The organism is Streptococcus salivarius (assembly GCF_002094975.1).
GTDB classification, from domain to species: domain Bacteria; phylum Bacillota; class Bacilli; order Lactobacillales; family Streptococcaceae; genus Streptococcus; species Streptococcus salivarius_D.
In genome coordinates this window covers 1,392,296-1,414,834 of the sequence record NZ_CP015283.1, presented here as the reverse complement: position 1 = coordinate 1,414,834, position 22,539 = coordinate 1,392,296, and the positions used below count along the sequence as shown (strand labels likewise).

Below are 22,539 nucleotides of genomic sequence, written 5' to 3'. Positions count from 1 at the left end.
TAAAACTCAAAGGAAATACAGATGTCTGAAGAGATTAAAATCGAGATTGGAAAAAGAATTCGTGAAGAACGTGAGCGACTTGGTTTAACACGTGAGCAAGTTTGTGATACCGAAGAAGAATTAACAGTAAAACAACTGATGAGAATTGAGCTAGGTCGTTCTTTACCAACCATTGTCAAACTGCAATACATCAGTGATAAATTGGGTGTTTCCCTCAACTATTTGTTAGGTGAAACAAAACTAGACATTCCTGAGGAGTACTATCAGGCTAAATATAAACTCATGAAGTCTCCTGTCTATGGCGACCTCGAACGTATCAAGAAAAAGCTAAAAGATATTGAGGAACTCTACGACAACTATATTGATATTCTACCAGAAGAAGAACTATTAACCATTGATATCATTGAAAGAACCCTGAATTTTATATCTGAAGAGAAGAAAGAAGATCTTGTTGAGATTGTATATGAAGACTATTTGAACCAGGTATTAAAAAAAGAAGAGTACACCTTGAATGACCTTCTGCTAAGAAAATACTATACCTTTCAATGTCAAGTTGGTGACTATGATGAAGAAATTGTTGAAAGTTTTCGATGTAAATTAATTAATCAAGAATTACAAGGGGAAGAGCTAGTTAATGTTGAACTACTAGGGGCATTGTCAACTATAGGTGGAATCTATGTGATGCATCATGATTATAGAAATATGAAAACTATTGTCGATAAAATGCATACTATTATTGATAAGACGCTACAACATGCTTACAAACCCGCCGTACTCATTTTTGAAGCGAAATATTATCTTTTCTATGAGAACAATAGAGATAAAGCGACTGAGCTTTATAATACAGCTACCGTACTAGCTGAAGCTTTTGGTGATCAAGTCTTCATCAAAAATCTTAAAATGGAAATGGAAAAAGATTTAAACATAAAATAGAAAATATATCATCAACATTTTAAACATGATTCATTCCAAATGTAATAACTACCAAAGAAGCATCTGAAGTTAAACTCAGATGCTTCTTATCTTTCCTGAATATCGTTGAGTAAACGAAAGTTTTTCGGCAACGAATTTTTGAGTGAAATCATTGTCTTCTCTCAAATCCCTTAAACGTCGGTACATCAATCTTTCTCCTAAGGAAAAGTATAGAGGAAAAATTTTATGTATTGTCCTAATTGGACAATATGAAATATACTCAATAATATCCACTAGTATTCAAGTATATTGATTGATGCTTTATTGTTTGAAACAGAAAAATAATAAAGTATATTCCATTTATAGAGGGTTGATATGTCTTATTTATATTATTTGTAGGTATTTATTTACTTTATTTGATAATAACTCTTGATCCATGTTTAAAGTACCAGTTATGATAAGAGGTTCCAGAAATGTTAGACCTGTCAAATACTGAATCATAGTGATAGGCTTTAAAATCTCTTCAATTGTTACATGGAAGCGGCCGTTTCTCGTGTAGTCATCTTGCCCAGCTCCAAAACTAGCTACCAACATGACTTCCTTGCCTTGTAAGGCAGTACCAGTCGAACCATAGGCCCAACCGTATTCAAAAACAACGTCAAACCACTGTTTCATGAGGGCTGGCGTTTGGTACCAATAAATTGGGAACTGGAGTACAATGCGATCACTTACCTCTAGAATCTTTTGCTCCGTTTTGACATCAATGTCAAAATTGGGATACAGTTGGTACATATCTCGCACGTCATAACCAGCTCCAGCAGCAGCTGTTGCCAGTTCTTTATTAATGCGTGAGCCCGTTTTTAATTGAGGGTGAAATGTAAAAATTGTGGTTTTCATATCGTTTCTCTTTCTTATCTTAATTATGCTTGACCTTCCTTAGACACAAACCATACATCAAAAACGCACTAGAAACACATTACTCAAATGCAAAATTGGAGGGGACCAATAAGCTTATCAAAGACATCAAACGTCTGGGCTTCGGTTTTAGAAACTTTATTAACTTTAGGAAGCGTGTTTTCATCACTCTGAACATACAAAAAGAGAAAACCTATCAGGTTCTCTCTAGATGTTAGCTTTTCGTCACCCACTACAGTTGACAAAGAGCCATATTTAACCTGTCTACTTGACAGGGGGCATATCAATCATAGCGGGTGGTTTATTTGTTTCGCACCTTCGGAGCGAAACGGACTAATAGTCACATAATAAAAAGGAATTAAGCAACCAAACGCTACTTAATTCCTTGAAATTATCTCATCACCTCTATTAGCCTTTAAATTTTGATAGACTCTATTTTCTAATTAATATGACCAATATTATCAATACTAACCCTTTCAATCAATTCATTAGTTGTCGAAACTAAGTACATTAATAAATCCAAAAAGAGTATCAATAGTAAAGTAAACTAAATAATTGAGTTATAAATGGCTATTTTCACAAAACTGTTTCATCATCACACTATCTCAGTACACAAACCATTTTTCTATAGCTTTGTCTTAATCTTGATCTTTTTTCTTTAATCCAAGAAACGCACCTAAGGTAAACATTATTCCGGCAACTAATGACATGAAGACTTCGCTAACTGTTCCGGTTTTTGGCAACCTATCATTGTTAGTAGTTGATTTACTATCAATATTGGTATGTTTATTATCTATGTTGTCTGGTTCATTAAGATAAACTTCCTTCTTATTTTCAAAGTTTTTATCATTTTCATCAGGAACTTTAGCTGTGACATCCTTAGTTGAATCAGATTTGTGTGAATGATTTTCTCTTTGTAAATCCTCCTTTTTGTAATTTTCATCTAAGTGACTATGATTTTCTTGCACGTTATCTTTCTTTTTCGATACATCAAAAGTAGGTTTATTTTCCTCCTCCTTTTTCTCCTCTATTTTCTTGAATACAGGTTTTATAAGAGTATCTTTTGATACATTAATAACATAGCCAGCATCTTTTTTCCCTTCGACACCAGAAATTTCCCAGCCATCAAATTGATATCCTTTTTCTAATTCACCCTTATAGACAGGTAAAATGAAATCTTCTTCCGACACTATCGTTGAACTCATTTCTTTTCCATTTTGAATGGTCACAGTTACCGTATGAGGTTTTAGTTCGCTTACCTCTCCCGTATCTTTGTTTAAAATGAATTCTTTTACGGTTGTATTTCTTGCAAAATCTTTTACAACAATCTTAATGTTTAGTGTCTTATCTGTTAGTTGTTTAATATCATCAAATGATTTATATTCTTTTCCATTTACATAAATATGTTTGTCTTGAATCTCACCATCGAATCCATTATTTCTTTTATCATTGATATTAAAGACTACAGATTTTCCGTCAGCATATTCAATACTAGTATTTCCCTTAGGATCAATGTTTACTTCTGGTTTAACATTATCATATAAAAATTGATAGTGTACTCCAACCGCTTTCGCATTCAAATCGCTATAGCCAGTTTGAAGATAAACATTTCCATCCATATCTGTTACCTTATCTGGGAATCCGTTTGCTTTATAGTCTTTCATTCCCCAGTCCATGATGTCACCGTCTTTAACATTAAGCTTAATATTAAAATCTCTAGTGTTATCAATGTGTAAATCTCCGTAGATTAAATAATTATCTACAACCGATTCATTAACTCTCAACTCCCAGTTAAAACCACCCTTATCAGAAATCTTACCTCTTAAATAAAATTCTGGATTTCGTACATAAATTTTATTAGATTTAGATGGATTAAAGTAGTTCTTGTCCATTGAAAGATTTACTGGTTTTGCATCAATAAATAACATAGAACCATCTTCTTTTATAGCTTCTACGTTGGACTCATCCTCCCCATGATACTCTTTATCATCTTTACCAAATAATACCAGTTTAGAAGAATCTGTTACAAGATTTCCATCTTTATCGATTGCCTCCCCTTTATCATTCATTTTAAAGGTAAACACTTGATATTTTACAATGTTAAAGCCATCCAAAGCCGACATTAATACTGATTGAGTACTTCTTCCATCTTCAACATTTCTACTATCAGCATAAATTATTTTTTCTGATAGGACTCTTAGATTAGGATTGGCCTTTTGTATTTTTGCTATATCTTCCTGGCTATAAACTCCATTTCCTTCTAACATATCCGTTTTTCCAGGATTATAGGTAGTCACTTTTAGTGCATAGCCTTTTCTTAGAATGATGTTATCCTTTAACAGATATTGTTGTTTTTCTGAATCAGAATAGATTTTACCAGATTCCATTTCCGTTAAATTGTTTGGTTTGTTCTTTGAAAGATCACCTTCTCCTAATTCTATTACATTCCCATAACTTGATGTATAGGGATATTCTGTTTTAGTTTCCTTATTTTTTTCAGGCATTCTAATTTTAGTTTCAGCTTTTATCTGATCATCATCTTTAACAAAGAATCTCATATCTCCTGCAAAAGCTAATCCATCCACAATATCATTAATATTAGCGTATAAATCAAATGTCATCGTTTTTGAGTGGGAATCATACTTAGTCGTTTTGATTTCTACAGATCTATAGTTATTGCCGTAATATACCTTGGCATTTTTAGAAACATTACTTATCTTTCCAAGAATTTCAAAGTGTCCATCTTTAGACGGGCTTAGAACACCATAAATTTTTGATTTGATTTCGTCAAGTTTTTCAGTTTCATATTGTAAGGCACTACCATCGTCATAAGCAATGATATTTCCCTTATCATCGTATTTATAATCGTATTCCTCTGTTCTCTTACCAGTTTCACTTGTAAAGTCATCAACTTCTCTAAATTTCTTTTTAATGAGTTTCTTTAAGTCTTTACTTTCAAAATCTCTAATTGTTGAAATAGTTTTATGAATAGTCAAGCTTGATTTTTCTTCGATAGACTCTTCATTTTCTTGATGATTTTCTTCCTCAGTTGTATCTTTTTTAAGACTATCCTCTTTTCTATTTTCTAAATTTTTAAATTTAGATTCGGAAATCTCGCCAAGCTTTTGGTATTTAGATGAATCTTGATCAGGATCTACTAGATAATAGGAAATCATCCCCTTTTCATCAGCATGATCAGCAAATTTAATTCTATGAATCTTTGTGAAATTGCTAGATCCATCTAATGCAATGACTTCAATGATTTTTCCTCTTAAATCTCCTGCACCATTAATTTCATAAATAGTATTTCCGTCTTTGTCTAGTTTCCTATTTCTTCCTTGACCCTCACCTGCATAAGTTACTTCAAGATTTTTCTCAACCTCTCCATCTTCATTAACCAGAGCAGCGCCTGCATACCAAACTTCGTTTGCAATCTCGTCAAATTTTTCAGGATGTTCTTTTTGATCTCTCGCAAATAAGGTTTCATTCTTGTATTGATCTTTTACCTTGTGATAAGTATCCTTTGTAATCAACTTAATTTTTTCAGGATTTGAAAAATCAACCGAAACAATCTTAGGGGCTGTATTATCAATTTTTACAGGAATATAGGAAACCTGCCATGGGTAATCTTTAGTTAATCTATATTTAAATTTATAGAAATATTGACCTTCTGCAATCGGTTCAAATTGTCCTCTTATCTTAGTAGCAGGATCTTTGGTATCCTTGCTTTCTGGTGCATTTTCTTCTCTACCTCTAGGGTTATAGATGAGTCCATCCCATTTCAAGTCGCTCCAAACTTTTAGCTTAGAAGATTTGATTCCCTTTGCATCATTTCTCTTAGAGTTTAAAATTCCTCTAATAAAGTGTTCTCTCGAAATGACTTTTAAGTCTCTTTGATTTTCTCCCTCTTTATTTGTATTTACTATTGAAATCAATCCTTCTTCTGCACTTCTTAATACAAGTGGAGAAGGTGTTAATCCTCTCCCAAGTTGAGCATCTTGAGGATTTCCATTTGAATCTAAAGGATAAATTTTAGCAATATTAGAACCACTTGATGATGGTGCGTTGATCCCTTCGTTATTGAAAGCAAACAATTCTGGATTTTGATCTAGGGATGTTGTATTTTTATCTTTTCTATTTTGTATAACTCCTGCTGGATTAAATTTATCTATACCTTCTCCACCAATCCCCTTATTTAAGGTTCCTGGAATTTTCGGTTTGCCATCATCATCATAACCTTCCATTGTTTTTGATTTTGAACCTTCTTCCCAGGCCCATTTATCAAGGATTGGTTCGTGGTTCCAATTCCCAGCAAATCCCATTAGAGGCATCGATAAAGAAGGTTGGAAGTTTATTTTCTTCCCGTTGGAGTTCAGAGCTTCCATTTCTTCCACTGACTCAAAATGAATAAATGATTCTACAAATTTATTTTTGTTTTTAGCCTCCCCAACATTTATAACCGCATTTAAATCAAAGCTAGAATTTGGACCTATAGTGAAAGTGTCATACTCAAATGTAATATTTGCTCCTTTGATTTTTTCTGGGTGGATTTCTGGAACAATTTGCTTACCATCTGGAGATTTTTCATCTTTGTATGTTTCATCTAGTTTGAGTCTGTCAGTTAGAGCATCTGTAGTTATAGCAGATGCTGAAACTTTAAAGGTTAAAGGTCTGTTTGATGTATTGTGAAGCTTAATTGTAAAATATTTTTTATCTCCTTTTATTTCTTTAAGAGAAATAGAACCATAAGAGTTTACCAAACCTTTAGAATCCGTGTTTTTAAAAGTAGCTACGACTTCATTTCTCAAAGCATTGGCAACATTAATTAGCCCTGCTCCCTGTTGTCTAGGTGATGCAAAGTATTGACTTTTTTCTTTCCAAGAAGTTGCATCCATCATAGGGCGTGCAGTATTTTGTAGGGCTATTTTTGTAAGACTTGTAAGATCTATTTTGTCATCTCCCTTAAGATTTTTCAACACAGGTCTTTCAAGCATTTCCTTTAATTTTGGTCTAATCAAAACAGTAGAAGCTGCCACGATTGGAGTTGCCATACTAGTCCCTGACATATAACCATAAGTTGATTTCCCATTAATGACATTGAGAGTGGATTTAATATTTTTACCGGGTGCTGAAACATCTGGTTTTAAAAGTAAATCTATTCTTGGTCCCCAAGATGTGGACCCTGCTGGAACGATGATCTCTTCTTTATACAGTTCTTTGTCTGTGTCAGGTGCAAACTTAAAGTCAATCTCTTTTTCGTCACCTACATTCGGTTTATTAGAATTATAGCTTGCCATATCAATTGGATAGTATTGCTCCAATTTATCTTTAAAATCTTCTTTATTATTCCTTTTAACCTCAGTTTTTTTATCAGGGTTAATCATGTTCCATAACTTTACACCATCATCTCCTGAAATTGAAAAAACTTGACTAGTAGTTCCTTCATCCTCCTCATATCCCATAGCTGGAAGCTCTGTCCAATTATCTCTATTGTAGTAATTTACAGTATTTACAACCATAATGCCACGTGCACCCTTATCCGTTGCACGTTTAAAAGCATTTTTTAACTCCTTTGTATAAATTCTATCCATTACTGCAATTTTGCCTCTAAGATCCAATCCTATCAAATCTTTGTCTTGCCCCTTGCCTATATATACAAATTTTAATTTACTAGAAGCTTTTGATCCTTCTTCATTTGTTATGATTTTATTCTTATCGAAAAAGGCACCTATATTTCTATATTTAAAACTTTCTCCACCTATGTTAACTTTATCAAACTCAACTGTTTGATTTTTAGCAGATGCGACTGCTATCGCATCTTCATGTGCTGCAGTTCGTGTTACATTTCCAGTGTCGGTCATTTTCAGATTATTATTTGCCACTAAATCCCATGAAGAACTTGAAGCAGAAGTCGCATAGTTACCCGTAGCTACAACCATTGGAATGCCTGCTTTTCTTAATGCTCTAATAGCTTGCCAATATTTCTCACCTACAAGACCTGTTCCTGTAAAGCCAGATGATATCGAAACAACATCGACATTGTGTTTGATCGAATCTTCAATAGCATGAAACATTGTTTCATCTCCTGCGAAGCCAGATCCTGCGTCAGAGTACATTTTATAAGAGAAAATCTGTGCATTAGGAGCAATTCCATCTATTCCGTTAAAGTTTTTAATATCTTTTTCAGTATCATTTCCCGCAAGAATCCCTGCAATATGCATCCCATGTGGATCAAAATAATCGCTTCCATCATCAGCTTTTTCTACAGTAATTTTACCACCATTATAATAATTGAAAGCATGAGGGATTTTATCACTCAACCAGAAATTTTTATCAGTACCTTTTAAGTCTTCTTTTTTAAATCTCATTGAGTCTTTAGCATCATCATCAATCCTCATGGCCTTATGCCTATAATCTGTTCCCGTATCGATATTTGAAATGACCATACCTCTACCATCAAAGTTTTTCCCAAATGGTGCATTGATAGATTTTAGGTAATCGATTGCCTCTTCAACTCCAATTTCTTTTCTAGCATGATTCATCATAGGTTGGACTTTTTGTGACCTTTCAACCGATGAAATACCTTCTATTAGTTTAATTATGTCCAGAGTATCTTTGGTTGTTTCAATAGCGCTACCGTTAAAAATTCTATCATAAGTATATAAAACTTTTGTATTCTTAAGATTTGATAGTTCCTTGATTGCTTTTTCTCCAGATTCTTTATCTTTAAATTCAGCAATATAGACAAGTTTATCCTCTTTTTTGGGACTTTCTGGGTCTTTACTTGCAGACGAGTCCGCTTTATCTCCTTGGGATTGATTGGAATTTTCTTCTTTGATTTTTGCTTCTTCATTGCTAGTGTTATTGTCTATCACAGGATTTTTACTAACAACTTCTTTTTCCTCAATAATTGTTGTTTTCTTTTCTTCAGTATCCTTTGAAGTTTCTATAACATTATGAATATCTTCAAGTTTTTCTTTGTTTTCGTTTTGTTTACCTACTACTGTTTCTTTATCAGATATTTTTAAAGAATCTTCAGAACTAGGTGTATCTGCTAGGATTACCTCATTAGGGACATATGCTGCTAAAATAACTGCAGCTGTGGTTAATGACAATACTGTACTTTTTTTCATTTTAATTCCTTACATATTTATTTAACTTCCAATAGATAGTAAACTTTAACTTTGCTAGCATTTGTTATAAAAAGTTTTACTAATACTCTTCGAAGATCGCTTCAAACCGCGTCAACGTCGTCTTAGCGTATGTATGGTTACTGACTTCGTCAGTTCTATCTACAACCTCAAAGCAGTGCTTTGAGCAACCTGCGGATAGTTTTCTAGTTTGCTCTTTGATTTTCATCGAGTATAAGTATTATCTAGGAAATAGAGTAGTACATTTATATATAATTGTTAGCTCTCCAGAAAAATAGTATATCATTTAAAAAATTTAAGTCAAGAAAAATTAACCTACATTAATTTATTTTTTAATAAGCGTTAAAAACATAGAGTCAAAAACTTTCGTAGTTAGCTGGGGTACATTATCAGAACATTCACACCATCAAAAATAGTAGCAATCAACTTAAAGCACTAGCAACATCACAAAGTCAAACATCATTAATGAAATATCAGCGCTATTAAACAATATAAAAAACCGCTAAGAATAAGACTTAACGGTTATCTTCTACATATCTATTTTTTCAAATCCTCAGTCGTTTATCTACCTATAACCTAGACTTTACGAGTGCCTTGCTCTACCAACTGAGCTAAATTGGCTAACACTTTTATAGTATGGCACTCTCAATTTTTTGTCAGGAAGTTTTAAACGATTTTCTTTATCAAAATCTGGCAAGGATTCTGGGGATCCCATAGTTGAGGAAAAATCTCTAATTTTTTAAAACCAACACTTCGATAAAAGACATTTGTTCGATCATAATCTTTATTAGAGCCTTCTGCTACTGTTTTTACCTGTAGGTAGTCTACTTGTTTGCGTGCTTCACTTTCTAAAGTAGCAAGCAATTGACTCCCAATTCCTCTACCTTGATTAGCTTTTTTTACGCCGAGACAATCAATCTCTGCACACTCTTCACTAGAATAGGACAAGCTTACAAATCCAGTCAAATCACTCTCCTGATAGGCTGCCCAAACTTGCAAATCTTTGGCTCCTTCGATGTAGGCTTGCGTGCTTTCAGGTATTCCAAACCATTCTGGCAAATCCTTTAAAACCTCATCAACAACTGCCATTTTTTGATCTTCATCCTTGACTTCTTCAATTGTAAACATCATAAGTTCCTTTCTTGATTTTAGTCTTACTTTCCCCCTTACGAGCCAGCACTTTCGTAGGCATTCAAGCCCCTATCCCAGAGTTTGAGGGAAATGAAAAAGAAGACAAGGGAAATCAGAATCAAACCACCGATATCAAAGAGCCCATTCTTACCCTGCAAGAAATAACTGGCAGGATAGTAAGCCGTAAAGGCAAATGGCACGATAAAACTGATCAACCAACGAAGGAGCGAATTGTAAATGGAAATCGGGTACTTGGCAAAATCATTGAACATATAAAAAATATAAATCATGGCGCCTGACTGTTTAGTCCAAAAAGCGATACTGGCTGTCGCTATTTTCAAGGAAGTATAAATCAAGGTAGCAAATGGAATACAGACTAGGAAAATCAGGAATTTGGGAAGCGTCCAAGCAATGCTTGATACTGTTGTTCCCAATAGAATGCAACCGACCAAAAGTTCCCCCAAGGCATCAATCTGAAAGGTCTCAACCAGAATATGAAAGAGAGGGTTGATAGGACGAGTCAAATACTTGTCAAATTCCCCTTTTCGGACTAGTCGTTGACCTAAGGCCCAGAGATTGTCAAAAAAGAGATGATCTAATCCCTTTGGAATTAAGGAAAATCCATAGATAAAGGCAATTTCTTGAAAGGTCCAACCTTCTAGCGAGGGGATGTGTTGAAATATGACATTGAGAAACAAGAGGTTTAGGCCTTGAGTCAGAAAGACTCCCAAGACACCAACCACAAAATCCACCTTGTATTCCATGATTTGCTTGATGTATTGTCTGATAAAAATCAGATGCATGCGTTGATATTTTTTCATCCTAACCTCCCTGAATGGTGATAAATGACTGGACTCGTTTCCAAATCAACTGAGACAAGCCCACCATCACTATAAGCCAGAAAAACTGAAGCAAAAGTGCTTGAAGAATCTGACTGGTATCGTATTTCCCAACAATAATCATGACCGGAGTGTAAATCAAGGATGAAAATGGCAATAAGGAGAGAATATCTGAAACCACCTTTGGAAAAAACGTTAAGGGAATCAAACTGCCAGACATAAAGGCCACTATTGAAGTCTTGAGTAGATTGGAACCCCATAAATTTTTAAATACAAAGGCTGAAAATCCAAAGCAGATATTAAAGAAAAAGTTAATCAGATAAGCCAGAGTTAAGCTAAAGAGATAAAGGACAGTTAATCCCAACACTTCTACAATACCTTGCCCAGATAAGATTTTCATCAAAACAATGACACTTAAAAATGGCAGTCCAACAGAGATAAAAATCAACCACTTGGAGCCAAGTTCGGTGAAAAGGTAAGAGGCCGCAAAATGCACTGGTCTCAGCAAGCGCATGATAATGGAGCCATCCTTGACCTCCTCCCCAATCATAAAGGAGCTATCAGACCTGGTCAAAAGATTGGTCACAAAACTCATGATGATGTAGAGAGTGATATCTGCCATACTGAAGCCCTGAATCAAAGGCTTCTGGGAGGAGTCAAAGACTGCCTTCCAGAGATAAAAGGCCACAAAAGCCCCCATGACATCACCAATCCGATAGAGAATAAAGTTGACTCGATAGCTAATCAACTCCTGAATCCCTGCATTGATAAAGGGTATATAACGTCTCCACAATTTGACCATCTTAGAGCTCCTTTCGATAGAAGCGACGGATAATATCTTCAATATCTGTATCTACCATCTTCAAATCACGGACTTCAAAATCAGATAAGGTTTGCTTGATAATATCGGCCGACTGGTAGCGGGAACTATCGAATTCAATATTGAGAGTATTTCCTTGTCTATCAATGGACATATCAGGCAAGCCCTCATAATGAGAGACTAGATGATTTTGACCTGGCGTCAGGTCAAAGGAGAGAGTCTTCATCTTGCCAAAGGTTTCCTTGAGCTGGCTAACCGTCCCATCAAAAATCTCCTGCCCCTTGTCAATCATAAAAATCCGATCACAGAGTTGCTCAATGTCGCTCAAGTCGTGAGTGGTCAAGAGAATAGTTGTCTCTTCCTCCTGATTAATCTGAGTAATGGCCCGACGAATGTTATCCTTGACCGACACATCCAAACCAATGGTCGGCTCATCTAAAAAGAGAACCTTGGGATTGTGAAGCAAGGAAGCCGCAATATCCGCCCGCATCCGTTGACCTAGCGAAAGAGTCCGCACGGGATCCTTGATAAAGTCCTTCAAATCCAAGACTTCATTCAAAAAATCCATGCGCTTGTGGAAGAGCGAGTCTGGGACATCGTAAATCTCCTTCAAAACCGTGTAAGTCTCTTGCAGGGCCAAGTCCCACCATAGCTGAGTTCGTTGTCCAAAAACAACCCCAATATCCTTGACATAATCCTGGCGATTATCCTGTGGAATCTTGCCGTTAATCCGACAAAAACCAGATGTCGGTTTCAAAATTCCTGTCAGCATTTTAATGGTGGTCGACTTCCCAGCACCATTTGCCCCGATAAAACCTAGAATCTGCCCCTTGGGCACCTCAAAGGTCAAATCCTTGACCGCTTCAAAGGTCTGCTTTTCAGGATGAATAAAGGAACGCAAAGACCCCTTCAACCCCGGTTCCTTGACTGTCTTCACAAAATTTTTCTGAAGATGTTTCACTTCTATCATTGCCATATCTATCTCCTACAGTAAAAAATCAACAAACCGTGTCCTCTAAACACAAAAAGCCAACTTCTCATCTCCTAAAATCTGCCTTCTTTATCACAGTAGAAGACCTTAGTATTACTCTATTATAAAGCAGTTAAAAAAGGAAACCAAGTGTTATTCTCTCAAAAGAGAAAATAGTTTTGATACTTGAAAAAATCAAAACCACCCGTCTAATTCACTAAATAAAATGACACAATTCAATAATTCATCAAAGCCTCTACATATTCCTGTAGAGGCTCATTTCAACTTCTCTCATTCTTGCTTGTGAATGTTTAGATAGATTAAAAGGCATAAGAAAAGCCACCATATGGTGACTTAATGATAGACAATCTAAAAAGAATTTGGAATAATTACTTTTTTGAGTTCTGTGAGTATAAATCATAACTTTACACAATGATAAAAATTCCTTTGAACAATTGCTTCAAGTAGTTGTAAGCTTTAGAACCAAGCTATGGAAAAGATGAAAGTCTTCATCTAAAAAACGAAAAAATATATTAAAGTCCATTTATCACATCTAACAATAACTCTTTGTCCTTCTTCATAATGGCTAACAATGCATCTTCGTCATCCTCCAAAATGGCTAAATATATCTTTCTTCGAGCTTCAATCTTTTCGTTTTCTTTTTCAAGTCGCTTAATTTTTAATTTCATGCAAAAAAGAATTCCATAAGCCATGAATGTTAACACATTAATTGTGGTAAAAAATATGATAAGGTTCATAATAATTTCTCTCCCTTTAAAATAAAATTTCTTATCCCTAAACTATTGAATGAATTTCAACACTTCACACTGAAAAGATGTGTTTTCCTTGTTTATGTTCATTATTAGTGTTAACCATTAACAAACATATGCTCTCGCAAACATATACAAATCATCTAATTCATCATGTTCAGGTCTTGAGGTTGTATGAAATCCTGCACAATAATGACAATAATAAGTACGAATGGTTTGATCCTCACACAACATTACTGCACGAAGTGCTTTGGCATTAGTCTCATAAACTATTTTATTTTTTTAGCTCCATGACAATAAACACCTTTTGTTGAGTGTCTGTTCTCCATTAGTTTCATTTTGTTTCTATAAATAATCTTTCTAATTTTAGACATTTTGCTTTCCTCCTTTTGGTAATAAATGCTGTACTTTTGTTTTGCATTATTTATTTACAACTATATTTTATCACCAGAAATACACAATACAAGTACCTTAAACATATCATTGTCCATCTGTTTTATACTTTCAAACAATACAACAAAAAAAGTACGTATAAAACGTACTTCTGTTTTTTTGCGAAATGCTATTTAAAATAAGTGTCAATTTTACTTATTTATTTTTTCTAGTTCAAGTATAGTAAACACCCCATTAAATCGATCAATATAACGTTGAAAACTATCTCTGCCATAGGTTTCAATTTCATATATTACCCTAGGAACTGTACTCCTTGTATCTTTCTCAATAACTTTAAGTGCAGGGATATCATCTTCAAGTACTTCCCAAAACTGACCAACATATCTGAATCTAATCCGAAATTTTTCCGTATCTGAAAACATCAAGAAAGTATGATAACGAACATCACTATCTGACAAAATTTGAGTTAATTCCTCAGAACTTAATATTAATTCTGTATTATGCTTCGAACGATGAACAGTTTTAAAACGATCCAGTCGAAAATTACGCAGACTCCTTGTATCTATTTTTAATCTTCCATCTTTTTCTTCAACTTTATATGCCATACAATAAAAATAATGGTCATTAAACATAATCGAGACCGGTAACACATCATAATCGGCATCCTTACCTTGGTATTTCGTATACTTAAAAGAAAGAGGCTTCTGATTCTCAATAGCATCAAAAATAGCGGATAGATGAGGCAAGATTGATTTACTCTTATTGTCCCTGTAAATCGATAATTCCTTATACTCCTCTAGTTCCCGTTCCGTAAAGTTTCTAATACGCTGACGTTCCCTATCATCAACAGCTCTCTCTACAAAGGTATCAATGATTTCTCTAACTTCCTCAACACGTAGTGCTCTACTTTCTAAAAGAATCTTAGACAAGATGACGGCCTGGTTGTACTTTAAGTTACCATAACCATGGTTATATTCTGCCTCATAGGTTCCTGCAAGTCGAGAATACTTTATTTTCATGTCATCTCTAAGTATTTTTAGATTTTCCTTTAATTCCCTTAAATCATCTTTAAAGGTTCGCTCGGCGATATTAAAACGTTTAAGGTAATCAGTTTTATTAACCTTATGCCCCTTTTCCAATTCAGACATAAAATATAAAAGGCGACTGGTTTTCCCTTGCAAATTATTTTCTTCTTTCATTAATCGACCTCATGCTTGATTATAACTTCTAGAATATAATATCATTATCCTCATTCTATTCGTAATTATCTCAAGTCTTTTTTATACTAGCTTACAATAAAAATTGAGATTTAATACACAAAGGCCAGTGTGAACTTCACTAGCCTTTGTGATAATATTAGTGCAATTTATTATTCAAGTATTCTGCTATATCCAAAAATGATAGCGTAGGATCAAAATGTTCTTCCTCTGCTTCTTCACCACCTATTAAATTAAGGCTAAAATGATTTCCTCGAAATCTGACTTCATATACTTCGTTTACATAAAGAATCCTATTGGTACTTTCAATCCCTTTCTCACTTTGATAATAAGATTGTATTCCTAATTCCTTTAGTTTTTCTTCTAGGGCTATCAAATGAATATCATAGTTTCTAGCACTAGAGCTCTTATTGGGAATTAACAACATCTCTTCTGACCGATTAAGCCAGAACGGAGATTTCATTCTATATTGTGAAGAATCCATTTTACTAAACATGGTTTCATAATAAGAAATGAAGGCATAACGCCATTCCTGAGGAGTCAGATGACTAATATTGTCTTGGATAATACGACGATACTCACCATCTAGTGGCTTGGTAATATCTACTTCATCAAGTAATCTTTTGACATACTCATTTCGAGATGAAAATAAACTTTTAAGGCTTGGTGCATACCCAGAAGACTCATTTGAATTATCCCGATACAGCGTTTTATAATTATTAGCTGTAGTCATTGTATAGTCTCCTAGAGCTAGCAAAGCTGCCCGCATTAATAGACCTTCTTTAGGCTCTATTTCAGTAAACATTTTTGATATTTTATTCCAATAGATTGAAATATCATCAATCTTTCTGCTTGGCAAATCATTCTCTTCGAAGTAGAAGCAACTTCGAATCTGACCATCAAAATAGCGATGATTTTCAGCAACTTCAATAATCTCTCTATAGGAATCATCTGCTGTTATCAATTTAGCTTTTTCAATCTCTTCGTCAACTTGGTCAATACTGAAACCATTAATTCTATTTCCCTCGGCTAGATATTCTAGCAGGTCTGAAGTATGTTCGATTTGTTCATTAATCCCCTTGATTGCCCGTTCATATGAATCTTGAGAATCTATAACTGAGTTATTAATCAGGTTCCTAAAGATACGGTACCAGTTTTTATAGCTAGTATCTAATGTATCACCCTGATGTTCAATGAATGTTGAAATAACGTGAAAGTAAACCCTATCCTTCAGAGTTTTGTTAACTATTGAACATTCTAAGATAGATGAAGCATCAGTCATTTTATTCTTGGAGAGGAAATCAAGAACAGATACAATTATTTCTATATGACTTATTTCTATAGTTTCAAAGTCAATTTCAAGAGTCCAATTATCACGTTTAGAATAATCAAGGCTATCTAAATTATTGATAAGGACAATTTCAAATAAATTTAAAAAGTTGGTGTCAAAGGCATTTTTATCAATATTCCAAATAACATCAGTCCATTTTGTATCAATATTTTGGGAAAATTCCCTTTCTAAATGACTATCTATTTTCTTTATTCTATCAATTAATCTTGCTTTAAAATTTTCAAAGTCAGTTAACGGGCGCCCCCTAGAATTCAGTTTGATATAGAGCTCATCTTCTGAACCAAGTTTATCTATATCAAGGAAATTGAACACAAGTTTTTGGTTACTAGAATCTGATAATACTGAAACATAATCAAACCCATAATCAAAAGAGTCAGAAATGTCATCTAGTGTTTTCAAAGCACCTTGTACAGTTGGATCTAACTGCCATGAATCTGCAAACCACGGCTCATCTTTTATGATTTCGGAAGGACTTTTTGCTTTTGTAAAAAAAATTCTTCTATTCTCAACTAGACTCTCGAAAAATTGTGTAGAAGACTTTCTAGTTTCATAAGAGAAATTACCCAAAAAGTCACACTCATCATTATCTCTATAAGCAAAAAGATAAACCAAGAATAAAGTTGTCAGACGTTGTTGTCCATCTAATGGAATAAACTTCCCATTAGTTGATTTTCCATAAATAAAATTCAAATCGAGTGGCCCAACGTTTGTGTCAATTAAGGCAGTATTAATATCCTGCAGTAATTTTTTTCGAACTTCGGTGGTTCTTTTATCCTTTCTACCTTGTGCATAGTCTCGCTGAATCAAGGGAATTACGACTCGATAATTTTCTAACAATGATTTTAAGTTATATTTTGCGTTGATCTCTTGCATGACTACTCCTCATAATCTCCAAAAAATTGGTTAAATTCCTGTTTTATCGCTTGAATATAACTGTCTTTATCCTTTTCAGTCCAGTCATCAAGTCCATCTACCTCATTGCTATAGACTTTCAAAAACACATTACGCGTATAAACAGGTACAAATTTCCCTTCTGCATCAACCTCAATAATAATTCTTCGTTTTTGATCAAACGGACTATTTCCATAAGATCGATTCGTATTAGCGTCTAGCAAAGTTAAATTAGCTAGACTATCATCAGCTTCAGCAGTCTCATCAGCCGTAGCATGAATATGCTCGATATCCCATTTCTCTTTCTTATAAATATCAAAAGGAAATCGATATTGTTTTTCACTCTTATTAATCAAAGTAACGAGATTAAACAGTAAAAGAGTAGATTTGATAGTTTTATTTTTAGTACCATAGGAAAGTTCTTCTATAGAATCTATATCACCCGCAAGAGTTTTATAAGCAAGGTCTTTTAATTTAGAAAAAGCTTCCGACTTTTTCATCCCTCTAGTAGCTTCAAAGACCTCTTCAATTTTCTTAGCGTCAACCGATAATAGATAGCCGATTAAATGGTATCTATTTAGGTCCCTGTACCAGTTAGTTAATTCATCAAATAATAAGTCGATTTCATTCCAGTAGTTACTTATAAAAGTCGGTTTATTTTCGGCATTTTGATATTTTGCGTAGATTGAGTAGAAAGTTGAGTAGAAAGTTGAGTAAATATCATTTTGAGGTATTTCTAAAGTACGATGTTCAAGTAGGTTAAACAAAAGATCTATCCTAGTGACATAATTCTCACTATTTGTAAGAAACTTCCAAAATGATTCCTCTTGAAGTCGATGTTCAATATTATCCCAATCTATCCCCCTTTGTATCCTTTCACTATCATTTTCAGATTCATAATTAGTTTGATCTAACAATAGAGCCTTAATGAGCTCAGCATTAGTCAAAGGAATCTTACCTAAGTTAACTTTAGTAAATAGTTTTATAGGGTCTTCTGTCTCATCAATTTCATACCAAATAAAGAAAACAGCCTCTGTTAAGACTTGATAAATATCGTGTAAAGCATTATCCGAATTAATATCTTCTCGTTCCACCCATTTATCAATAGCAGCAAAAGCTTTACTGATATGATGTGCATCAATATCATAATCCTCGATTTCTTGATAAGTATCAAAATTTAATTCTTTTAAATATTTAGCACTCTGTTCTCTTGTTTCATAAACCAACTCAAAGTAATCATATTGATTACTTCTTCTACGGCCACTACTAAATTCAGCAGACATAAATTTCAAAAAAATAAAAATCGTTGTTAGCCTCTGTTGACCATCAACTACATCATAAGTATTATCTGAAACTTTCTTAACAATCAAGGGCTGCAAACAGTACTTATAATCTCTGTTTTGTTTACTATGTGTATAGAGGTCTTCTAAAAGAGTTGTAACCTCATGTTCAGTCCAGCGATATCCCCTTTGATATGAAGGAACATTAAATTTTAATCCTTTTAGGTCTTCAATTCGTTTTTCAGAAACTACCATTTGATATCTCCTTTTCATCCAAAGGTTGTTATTAGAATTAACAAAATTATTATCTACAATTATAGCACTATTATAAATCAAAATATTGGAAAAAATGCAAAATACTTTCTATATAGGACAGGATAATGAAAAAAGCCACCAATGGTGACTTCATTCTTATCTACCTCTCCTCACCCCAACCAATCTTTTTCTTTGGCAATGCTAACGGCTTCTGTTCGGTTGCCTGCATCGAGTTTAGTCAGGATGGCTGTCATGTAATTTCGGACAGTTCCATTTGAAAGAAAGAGGCTTTCTGCAATTTCTTGATTGGTTGAACCTTGGGCTACCATGGCCAAGACTTCTTGTTCACGTTGGCTGAGTGGGTTATTGTCAAAGGCAACACCTTCGACAAGCTCTGGTGAGTACTCCTTATGACCTGCTAGGACGTTATGGATGGTAGCCATGAGGTCACTGATGGAACGCTCTTTGAGCACGTAGGCATCCACCTGTGCTGCAAGGGCTCGTTTAAAATAGCCTTTACGTTTGAAAGTAGTCACAATGACGACCTTTACTTCTCTTTGATTGGCTCGAATCCACTCAAGGACATCAAGGCCTGTCTTAGCTGGCATTTCAATGTCTAAAATGGCTACGTCGACTTCTTCTTTTTCCAAGAGAGCAATGGCTTCTTGGCCATCACTGGCCGCATGGACCTCTTCGACATCGTCTTCCAACATAAGGAGTTGGCAGAGGGCATCCCTCAACATTGACTGGTCTTCGGCGACTAATAATTTCATGCTTTTCCTCCCTCTTTTAAATGCACACGAATAATGGTTGGATGCGATTGAGACAGAATTTCCAAGTCTCCATCTACCAAACTAAGACGCTCTCTGATACTGTGTAGCTCTTGTCCTGTGACTTCCTCAAAGCCACAACCATCATCCTCAAACTCAAGGACAATACCATGATCACGTCTTAGACGAATCTGACAGCTTTCAGCCTGACTATGTTTGATGACATTATTGGCCAGTTCACGAAGCACCATGGACAAGGTCGACTGGCTAACAGGTGACAGGCTGTCTAAGTCAAGACTACTATCCACGGTCAAGACGATATCAGATAGGTCAAAGAGTCGCTCGAGTTCCAGTAACTCCTCGGCCACGGTTCGGTACTTAAGCTTATTGACAATCTCACGCACCTCGTACATGGAGTCACGACTAATCTGGTTCAATTCTTCCAGATTCTTTCTAGCAGCTTCATACTGCTCCTTGTCCATCTGTTTCAGAGCTAACTCTGTTTTAAGACTCATCATAGCAAAGGTATGTCCTAAGGTATCGTGCAAATCACGACCGATACGATTGCGTTCATTTTCAGCTGACAGGATATTAATGGTCCGATTCTGCTCTGCAAGGGCTTCTTCCATCTTTCTCTCCTGACGTATACGGTTTTGAAAATAGTACATTCCCAAAGAAAAAAGAGTAATAGCCAGAGACATGAGGTGGGTGCTCAAATCGTCTGTCAGTTGGAAGGATGATGACGTCAAAATCAAGAGTGTCGTTAGAAAGGATAAGAATCGATAAGAAGATATGCTATCCTCAAAGTGCCAAACGAGAAGATTAACGTTGAAAAAAACAAACCACATCATGCCACCCTGGAAGGTCATGGACATAAAGATAATGTAAGCTAGAGTGTAAAACCACAGAAAGGGAATCCACTTGCTATAAGCTTTTTTCAAATACACTATAAGGAGATAAGCGATGGTAAACAAACCTGTCAATAACAGGGTCCAGACTGGAAAATACCCGCCAAAAACTCCTAAGATTGGGAAAACAAGGAAAATCAGACTAACAAAATAAGCGAAATCATTCTTCTGGTAACTTCTAAACATGGTCACTTTCTCTGTAAGATTTGATAAAAAGGGCTAAGCCTGTAGTTATTGTAGCATAGACCAAGATAAAAATGAGCGATTTCCATGAAAATTCCCCTTTTTTTGCGAAATTGACTACTAACTGATTGATATGATAGATGGGTGTCCACTCCGAAATGTGCTGAACCCATTTTGGAAACATGGTTACTGGCATCCAAGAACCACCGATAATAGCAAGACCTAGAAAGACGATATTTCCGACGATAGCCATGATTTGTTGAGACTTAATTTGGGCAAGAAGCAAGCCAAAGGATAGGAAGACTAGGCTTGACAAGAGTAAAAGAGCCCCTGAACCAAGCCAATGTGATAATGGCATCTCAACATCACGCGCAAAAGCTCCCACACAGAAAGTCACTAGGATAGCTACCATAAAGTTCATAAGAACACGGAAGATTTTAGAGAGGTAATAGGCCTGAATACTGATTTTTGAATGTTCGATATAGGTTAGCCAGTGCTCCGTTTGGTCCTCTCTAAGCATGTAGGGAAAGGTAAAAAAGCCAAAGCTGGACATAGAGAATCCTGTCATGGTCAACATATAGGACAAGATAAAAGCTTTTTGTGACGCTGGGTCAGGACTCATCTCCATACCTGAAAACAAGAGGAAAAATCCGACGGGCATTCCGATAGACATGATAAAGACAGGCCAACTGCGCCATGTTTTTATCCATTCGATTTTAAGTAGTGCTTGCATTACTTGTCCTCCCTTGTGCTATCAAATAGGCTATCTAACAGTGTCTTATTTTGAATTTCAATGTCAGAAATGCGACAGCCTTGAGCTTGTAAACTACTCCAAATACTTTCAATATCTTTAGTCATAAAGGTTACAACATCACGTTTTTTAGTTACTTCATAAATGGCTGCCAGTTTATCAAGACTTGGCGCAAAGCGACTTGGTAAAGTGACTTGTTTTTCCTTTTCCTCGCTACGCATGGCATGTGGTGTAGTATCCCTGATGAGTTTCCCTTGATTGAGGACCAAGATACGGTCAGCTGTGTGTTCCACTTCTTCAATATAGTGGGACGAATAGAGGATGGTTACACCAGACTTTTTCAGGTCATTGATGATTTCCCAAAAGCGTTGGCGTGTCGTCGTATCCATCCCTGCTGTCGGCTCATCTAAAAAGAGAATGTCAGGCTTGCCAATGAGACAGAGGACAAAGGCAAGAAGACGTTTTTGTCCCCCTGAAAGTTTGTCCGCAAACTGCTGATACTGGTCGTCTTTGAATTGTAAGAGTGCTTGAATCTCTTCCTTAGATAATCCATTTTCAGAAATATCTTGGAAAAAAACAATCAGTTCCTTAACTTTTAATTTTGAGGGAATGGTATTTTCTTGGAGGAGAACTGCAATTTGATCTTGTGCTTTCCCCTTTTTGCCCTTGATAAAGACTTGACCGCTACTGGCTTTCTTATCACCAAGTATGCAGGACATTAAGGTCGTCTTACCCGCACCGTTGGGCCCAATCAAGGCAAGGCAGTCACCTTGTCCCACCTCAAAACTAATATGATCTAAAATCGTTTTACCTTTGATCTTTTTGACAAGATTTGTGACTTGAAGGACCGCTTCACTCATGTTTGTGACTTCCTTTCTTTTGGTAGAAGGCTAGAAAAACATAACAGGCTGCAATTGAGACGCCCATAACACTGTAGAGAATATCACTGCTACCATGAAATAGGACATAGGCAAAGAGGATAGTCCAAATTGCCGCTAGGAGCATGATGCTCAGTATTTTTAGTTTTTTCAT

16 protein-coding genes and 2 pseudogenes are annotated in these 22,539 nt (G+C 35.3%); 2 read left to right on the top strand and 16 right to left on the bottom strand.

What is annotated here, in order from left to right:
• The first annotated feature begins 21 nt into the window (after nt 1-21).
• The gene (locus tag V471_RS06605) at nt 22-933 is read left to right on the top strand and encodes a helix-turn-helix domain-containing protein (protein WP_084871305.1); all 912 of its coding nucleotides are present in this window, start codon (nt 22-24) and stop codon (nt 931-933) included.
• Nucleotides 934-1,020: 87 nt separating this feature from the next.
• Here the strand turns inward: V471_RS06605 and V471_RS06600 are convergent.
• Nucleotides 1,021-1,119: pseudogene (locus V471_RS06600) on the bottom strand (helix-turn-helix domain-containing protein); the annotation flags it as partial.
• A 177-nt stretch (nt 1,120-1,296) separates the two neighbouring features.
• Nucleotides 1,297-1,809, bottom strand: a complete 513-nt coding sequence (locus V471_RS06595) for an NAD(P)H-dependent oxidoreductase (protein ID WP_004182329.1) — start codon at nt 1,807-1,809, stop codon at nt 1,297-1,299.
• Nucleotides 1,810-1,841: 32 nt separating this feature from the next.
• Between V471_RS06595 and V471_RS06590 the strand changes: the two are divergent.
• Nucleotides 1,842-2,038, top strand: a pseudogene (locus tag V471_RS06590) (transposase); the annotation flags it as partial.
• A 427-nt stretch (nt 2,039-2,465) separates the two neighbouring features.
• Here the strand turns inward: V471_RS06590 and V471_RS06585 are convergent.
• The 14 genes from V471_RS06585 to V471_RS06520 form a co-directional block, all read right to left on the bottom strand.
• Nucleotides 2,466-8,960, bottom strand: coding sequence for a S8 family peptidase (locus tag V471_RS06585; RefSeq protein WP_045768593.1), 6,495 nt, complete (start codon nt 8,958-8,960; stop codon nt 2,466-2,468).
• A gap of 684 nt (nt 8,961-9,644) precedes the next feature.
• Nucleotides 9,645-10,106 carry a GNAT family N-acetyltransferase gene (locus tag V471_RS06580; RefSeq protein WP_045768592.1) on the bottom strand — a complete coding sequence of 154 codons (462 nt, stop codon included), beginning with the start codon at nt 10,104-10,106 and terminating at the stop codon, nt 9,645-9,647.
• A gap of 38 nt (nt 10,107-10,144) precedes the next feature.
• Nucleotides 10,145-10,930, bottom strand: coding sequence for an ABC transporter permease (locus V471_RS06575; protein ID WP_045768591.1), 786 nt, complete (start codon nt 10,928-10,930; stop codon nt 10,145-10,147).
• A gap of 1 nt (nt 10,931) precedes the next feature.
• Entirely contained in the window at nt 10,932-11,750 is an 819-nt protein-coding gene (locus tag V471_RS06570; protein WP_084871303.1) for an ABC transporter permease, read from the bottom strand.
• A gap of 1 nt (nt 11,751) precedes the next feature.
• Complete coding sequence (locus V471_RS06565; RefSeq protein ID WP_084871302.1) at nt 11,752-12,744, bottom strand: ABC transporter ATP-binding protein; 993 nt, start codon at nt 12,742-12,744, stop codon at nt 11,752-11,754.
• Between the two features lie 527 nt (nt 12,745-13,271).
• The gene (locus V471_RS06560) at nt 13,272-13,427 is read right to left on the bottom strand and encodes a hypothetical protein (RefSeq protein ID WP_155214083.1); all 156 of its coding nucleotides are present in this window, start codon (nt 13,425-13,427) and stop codon (nt 13,272-13,274) included.
• 665 nt (nt 13,428-14,092) lie between these two features.
• On the bottom strand, nt 14,093-15,100 hold the full coding sequence (locus V471_RS06555) for a helix-turn-helix transcriptional regulator (RefSeq protein ID WP_084871300.1): 1,008 nt from the start codon (nt 15,098-15,100) through the stop codon (nt 14,093-14,095).
• A 157-nt stretch (nt 15,101-15,257) separates the two neighbouring features.
• Nucleotides 15,258-17,342: a DUF262 domain-containing protein gene (locus V471_RS06550; protein ID WP_084871299.1), complete on the bottom strand. Its 2,085-nt coding sequence runs from the start codon at nt 17,340-17,342 to the stop codon at nt 15,258-15,260.
• Between the two features lie 2 nt (nt 17,343-17,344).
• Nucleotides 17,345-18,895, bottom strand: coding sequence for a DUF262 domain-containing protein (locus tag V471_RS06545; protein ID WP_198166461.1), 1,551 nt, complete (start codon nt 18,893-18,895; stop codon nt 17,345-17,347).
• A 170-nt stretch (nt 18,896-19,065) separates the two neighbouring features.
• Nucleotides 19,066-19,668 (bottom strand): response regulator transcription factor, encoded by a 603-nt coding sequence (locus V471_RS06540; RefSeq protein WP_084871297.1) that lies wholly within the window; start codon nt 19,666-19,668, stop codon nt 19,066-19,068.
• Complete coding sequence (locus V471_RS06535; RefSeq protein WP_084871296.1) at nt 19,665-20,759, bottom strand: sensor histidine kinase; 1,095 nt, start codon at nt 20,757-20,759, stop codon at nt 19,665-19,667. Before V471_RS06535 ends, V471_RS06540 begins: the two co-directional genes overlap by 4 nt.
• Nucleotides 20,752-21,489, bottom strand: a complete 738-nt coding sequence (locus tag V471_RS06530) for an ABC transporter permease (RefSeq protein WP_084871295.1) — start codon at nt 21,487-21,489, stop codon at nt 20,752-20,754. Before V471_RS06530 ends, V471_RS06535 begins: the two co-directional genes overlap by 8 nt.
• On the bottom strand, nt 21,489-22,367 hold the full coding sequence (locus V471_RS06525) for an ABC transporter ATP-binding protein (RefSeq protein ID WP_084871294.1): 879 nt from the start codon (nt 22,365-22,367) through the stop codon (nt 21,489-21,491). The genes V471_RS06530 and V471_RS06525 overlap by 1 nt, the downstream gene beginning before the upstream one ends.
• The gene (locus V471_RS06520; protein ID WP_084871293.1) at nt 22,360-22,539 is read right to left on the bottom strand and encodes a hypothetical protein; all 180 of its coding nucleotides are present in this window, start codon (nt 22,537-22,539) and stop codon (nt 22,360-22,362) included. The genes V471_RS06525 and V471_RS06520 overlap by 8 nt, the downstream gene beginning before the upstream one ends.

What these genes read in the sequence shown, in the direction of transcription:
- V471_RS06530 (WP_084871295.1), bottom strand. Translation starts at nt 21,489, where the DNA reads ATGCAAGCACTACTTAAAATCGAATGGATAAAAACATGGCGCAGTTGG.
- V471_RS06595 (WP_004182329.1), bottom strand. Translation starts at nt 1,809, where the DNA reads ATGAAAACCACAATTTTTACATTTCACCCTCAATTAAAAACGGGCTCA.
- V471_RS06525 (WP_084871294.1), bottom strand. Translation starts at nt 22,367, where the DNA reads ATGAGTGAAGCGGTCCTTCAAGTCACAAATCTTGTCAAAAAGATCAAA.
- V471_RS06570 (WP_084871303.1), bottom strand. Translation starts at nt 11,750, where the DNA reads ATGGTCAAATTGTGGAGACGTTATATACCCTTTATCAATGCAGGGATT.
- V471_RS06555 (WP_084871300.1), bottom strand. Translation starts at nt 15,100, where the DNA reads ATGAAAGAAGAAAATAATTTGCAAGGGAAAACCAGTCGCCTTTTATAT.
- V471_RS06545 (WP_198166461.1), bottom strand. Translation starts at nt 18,895, where the DNA reads ATGGTAGTTTCTGAAAAACGAATTGAAGACCTAAAAGGATTAAAATTT.
- V471_RS06565 (WP_084871302.1), bottom strand. Translation starts at nt 12,744, where the DNA reads ATGGCAATGATAGAAGTGAAACATCTTCAGAAAAATTTTGTGAAGACA.
- V471_RS06560 (WP_155214083.1), bottom strand. Translation starts at nt 13,427, where the DNA reads ATGAAATTAAAAATTAAGCGACTTGAAAAAGAAAACGAAAAGATTGAA.
- V471_RS06605 (WP_084871305.1), top strand. Translation starts at nt 22, where the DNA reads ATGTCTGAAGAGATTAAAATCGAGATTGGAAAAAGAATTCGTGAAGAA.
- V471_RS06580 (WP_045768592.1), bottom strand. Translation starts at nt 10,106, where the DNA reads ATGTTTACAATTGAAGAAGTCAAGGATGAAGATCAAAAAATGGCAGTT.
- V471_RS06520 (WP_084871293.1), bottom strand. Translation starts at nt 22,539, where the DNA reads ATGAAAAAACTAAAAATACTGAGCATCATGCTCCTAGCGGCAATTTGG.
- V471_RS06575 (WP_045768591.1), bottom strand. Translation starts at nt 10,930, where the DNA reads ATGAAAAAATATCAACGCATGCATCTGATTTTTATCAGACAATACATC.
- V471_RS06535 (WP_084871296.1), bottom strand. Translation starts at nt 20,759, where the DNA reads ATGTTTAGAAGTTACCAGAAGAATGATTTCGCTTATTTTGTTAGTCTG.
- V471_RS06585 (WP_045768593.1), bottom strand. Translation starts at nt 8,960, where the DNA reads ATGAAAAAAAGTACAGTATTGTCATTAACCACAGCTGCAGTTATTTTA.
- V471_RS06550 (WP_084871299.1), bottom strand. Translation starts at nt 17,342, where the DNA reads ATGCAAGAGATCAACGCAAAATATAACTTAAAATCATTGTTAGAAAAT.
- V471_RS06540 (WP_084871297.1), bottom strand. Translation starts at nt 19,668, where the DNA reads ATGAAATTATTAGTCGCCGAAGACCAGTCAATGTTGAGGGATGCCCTC.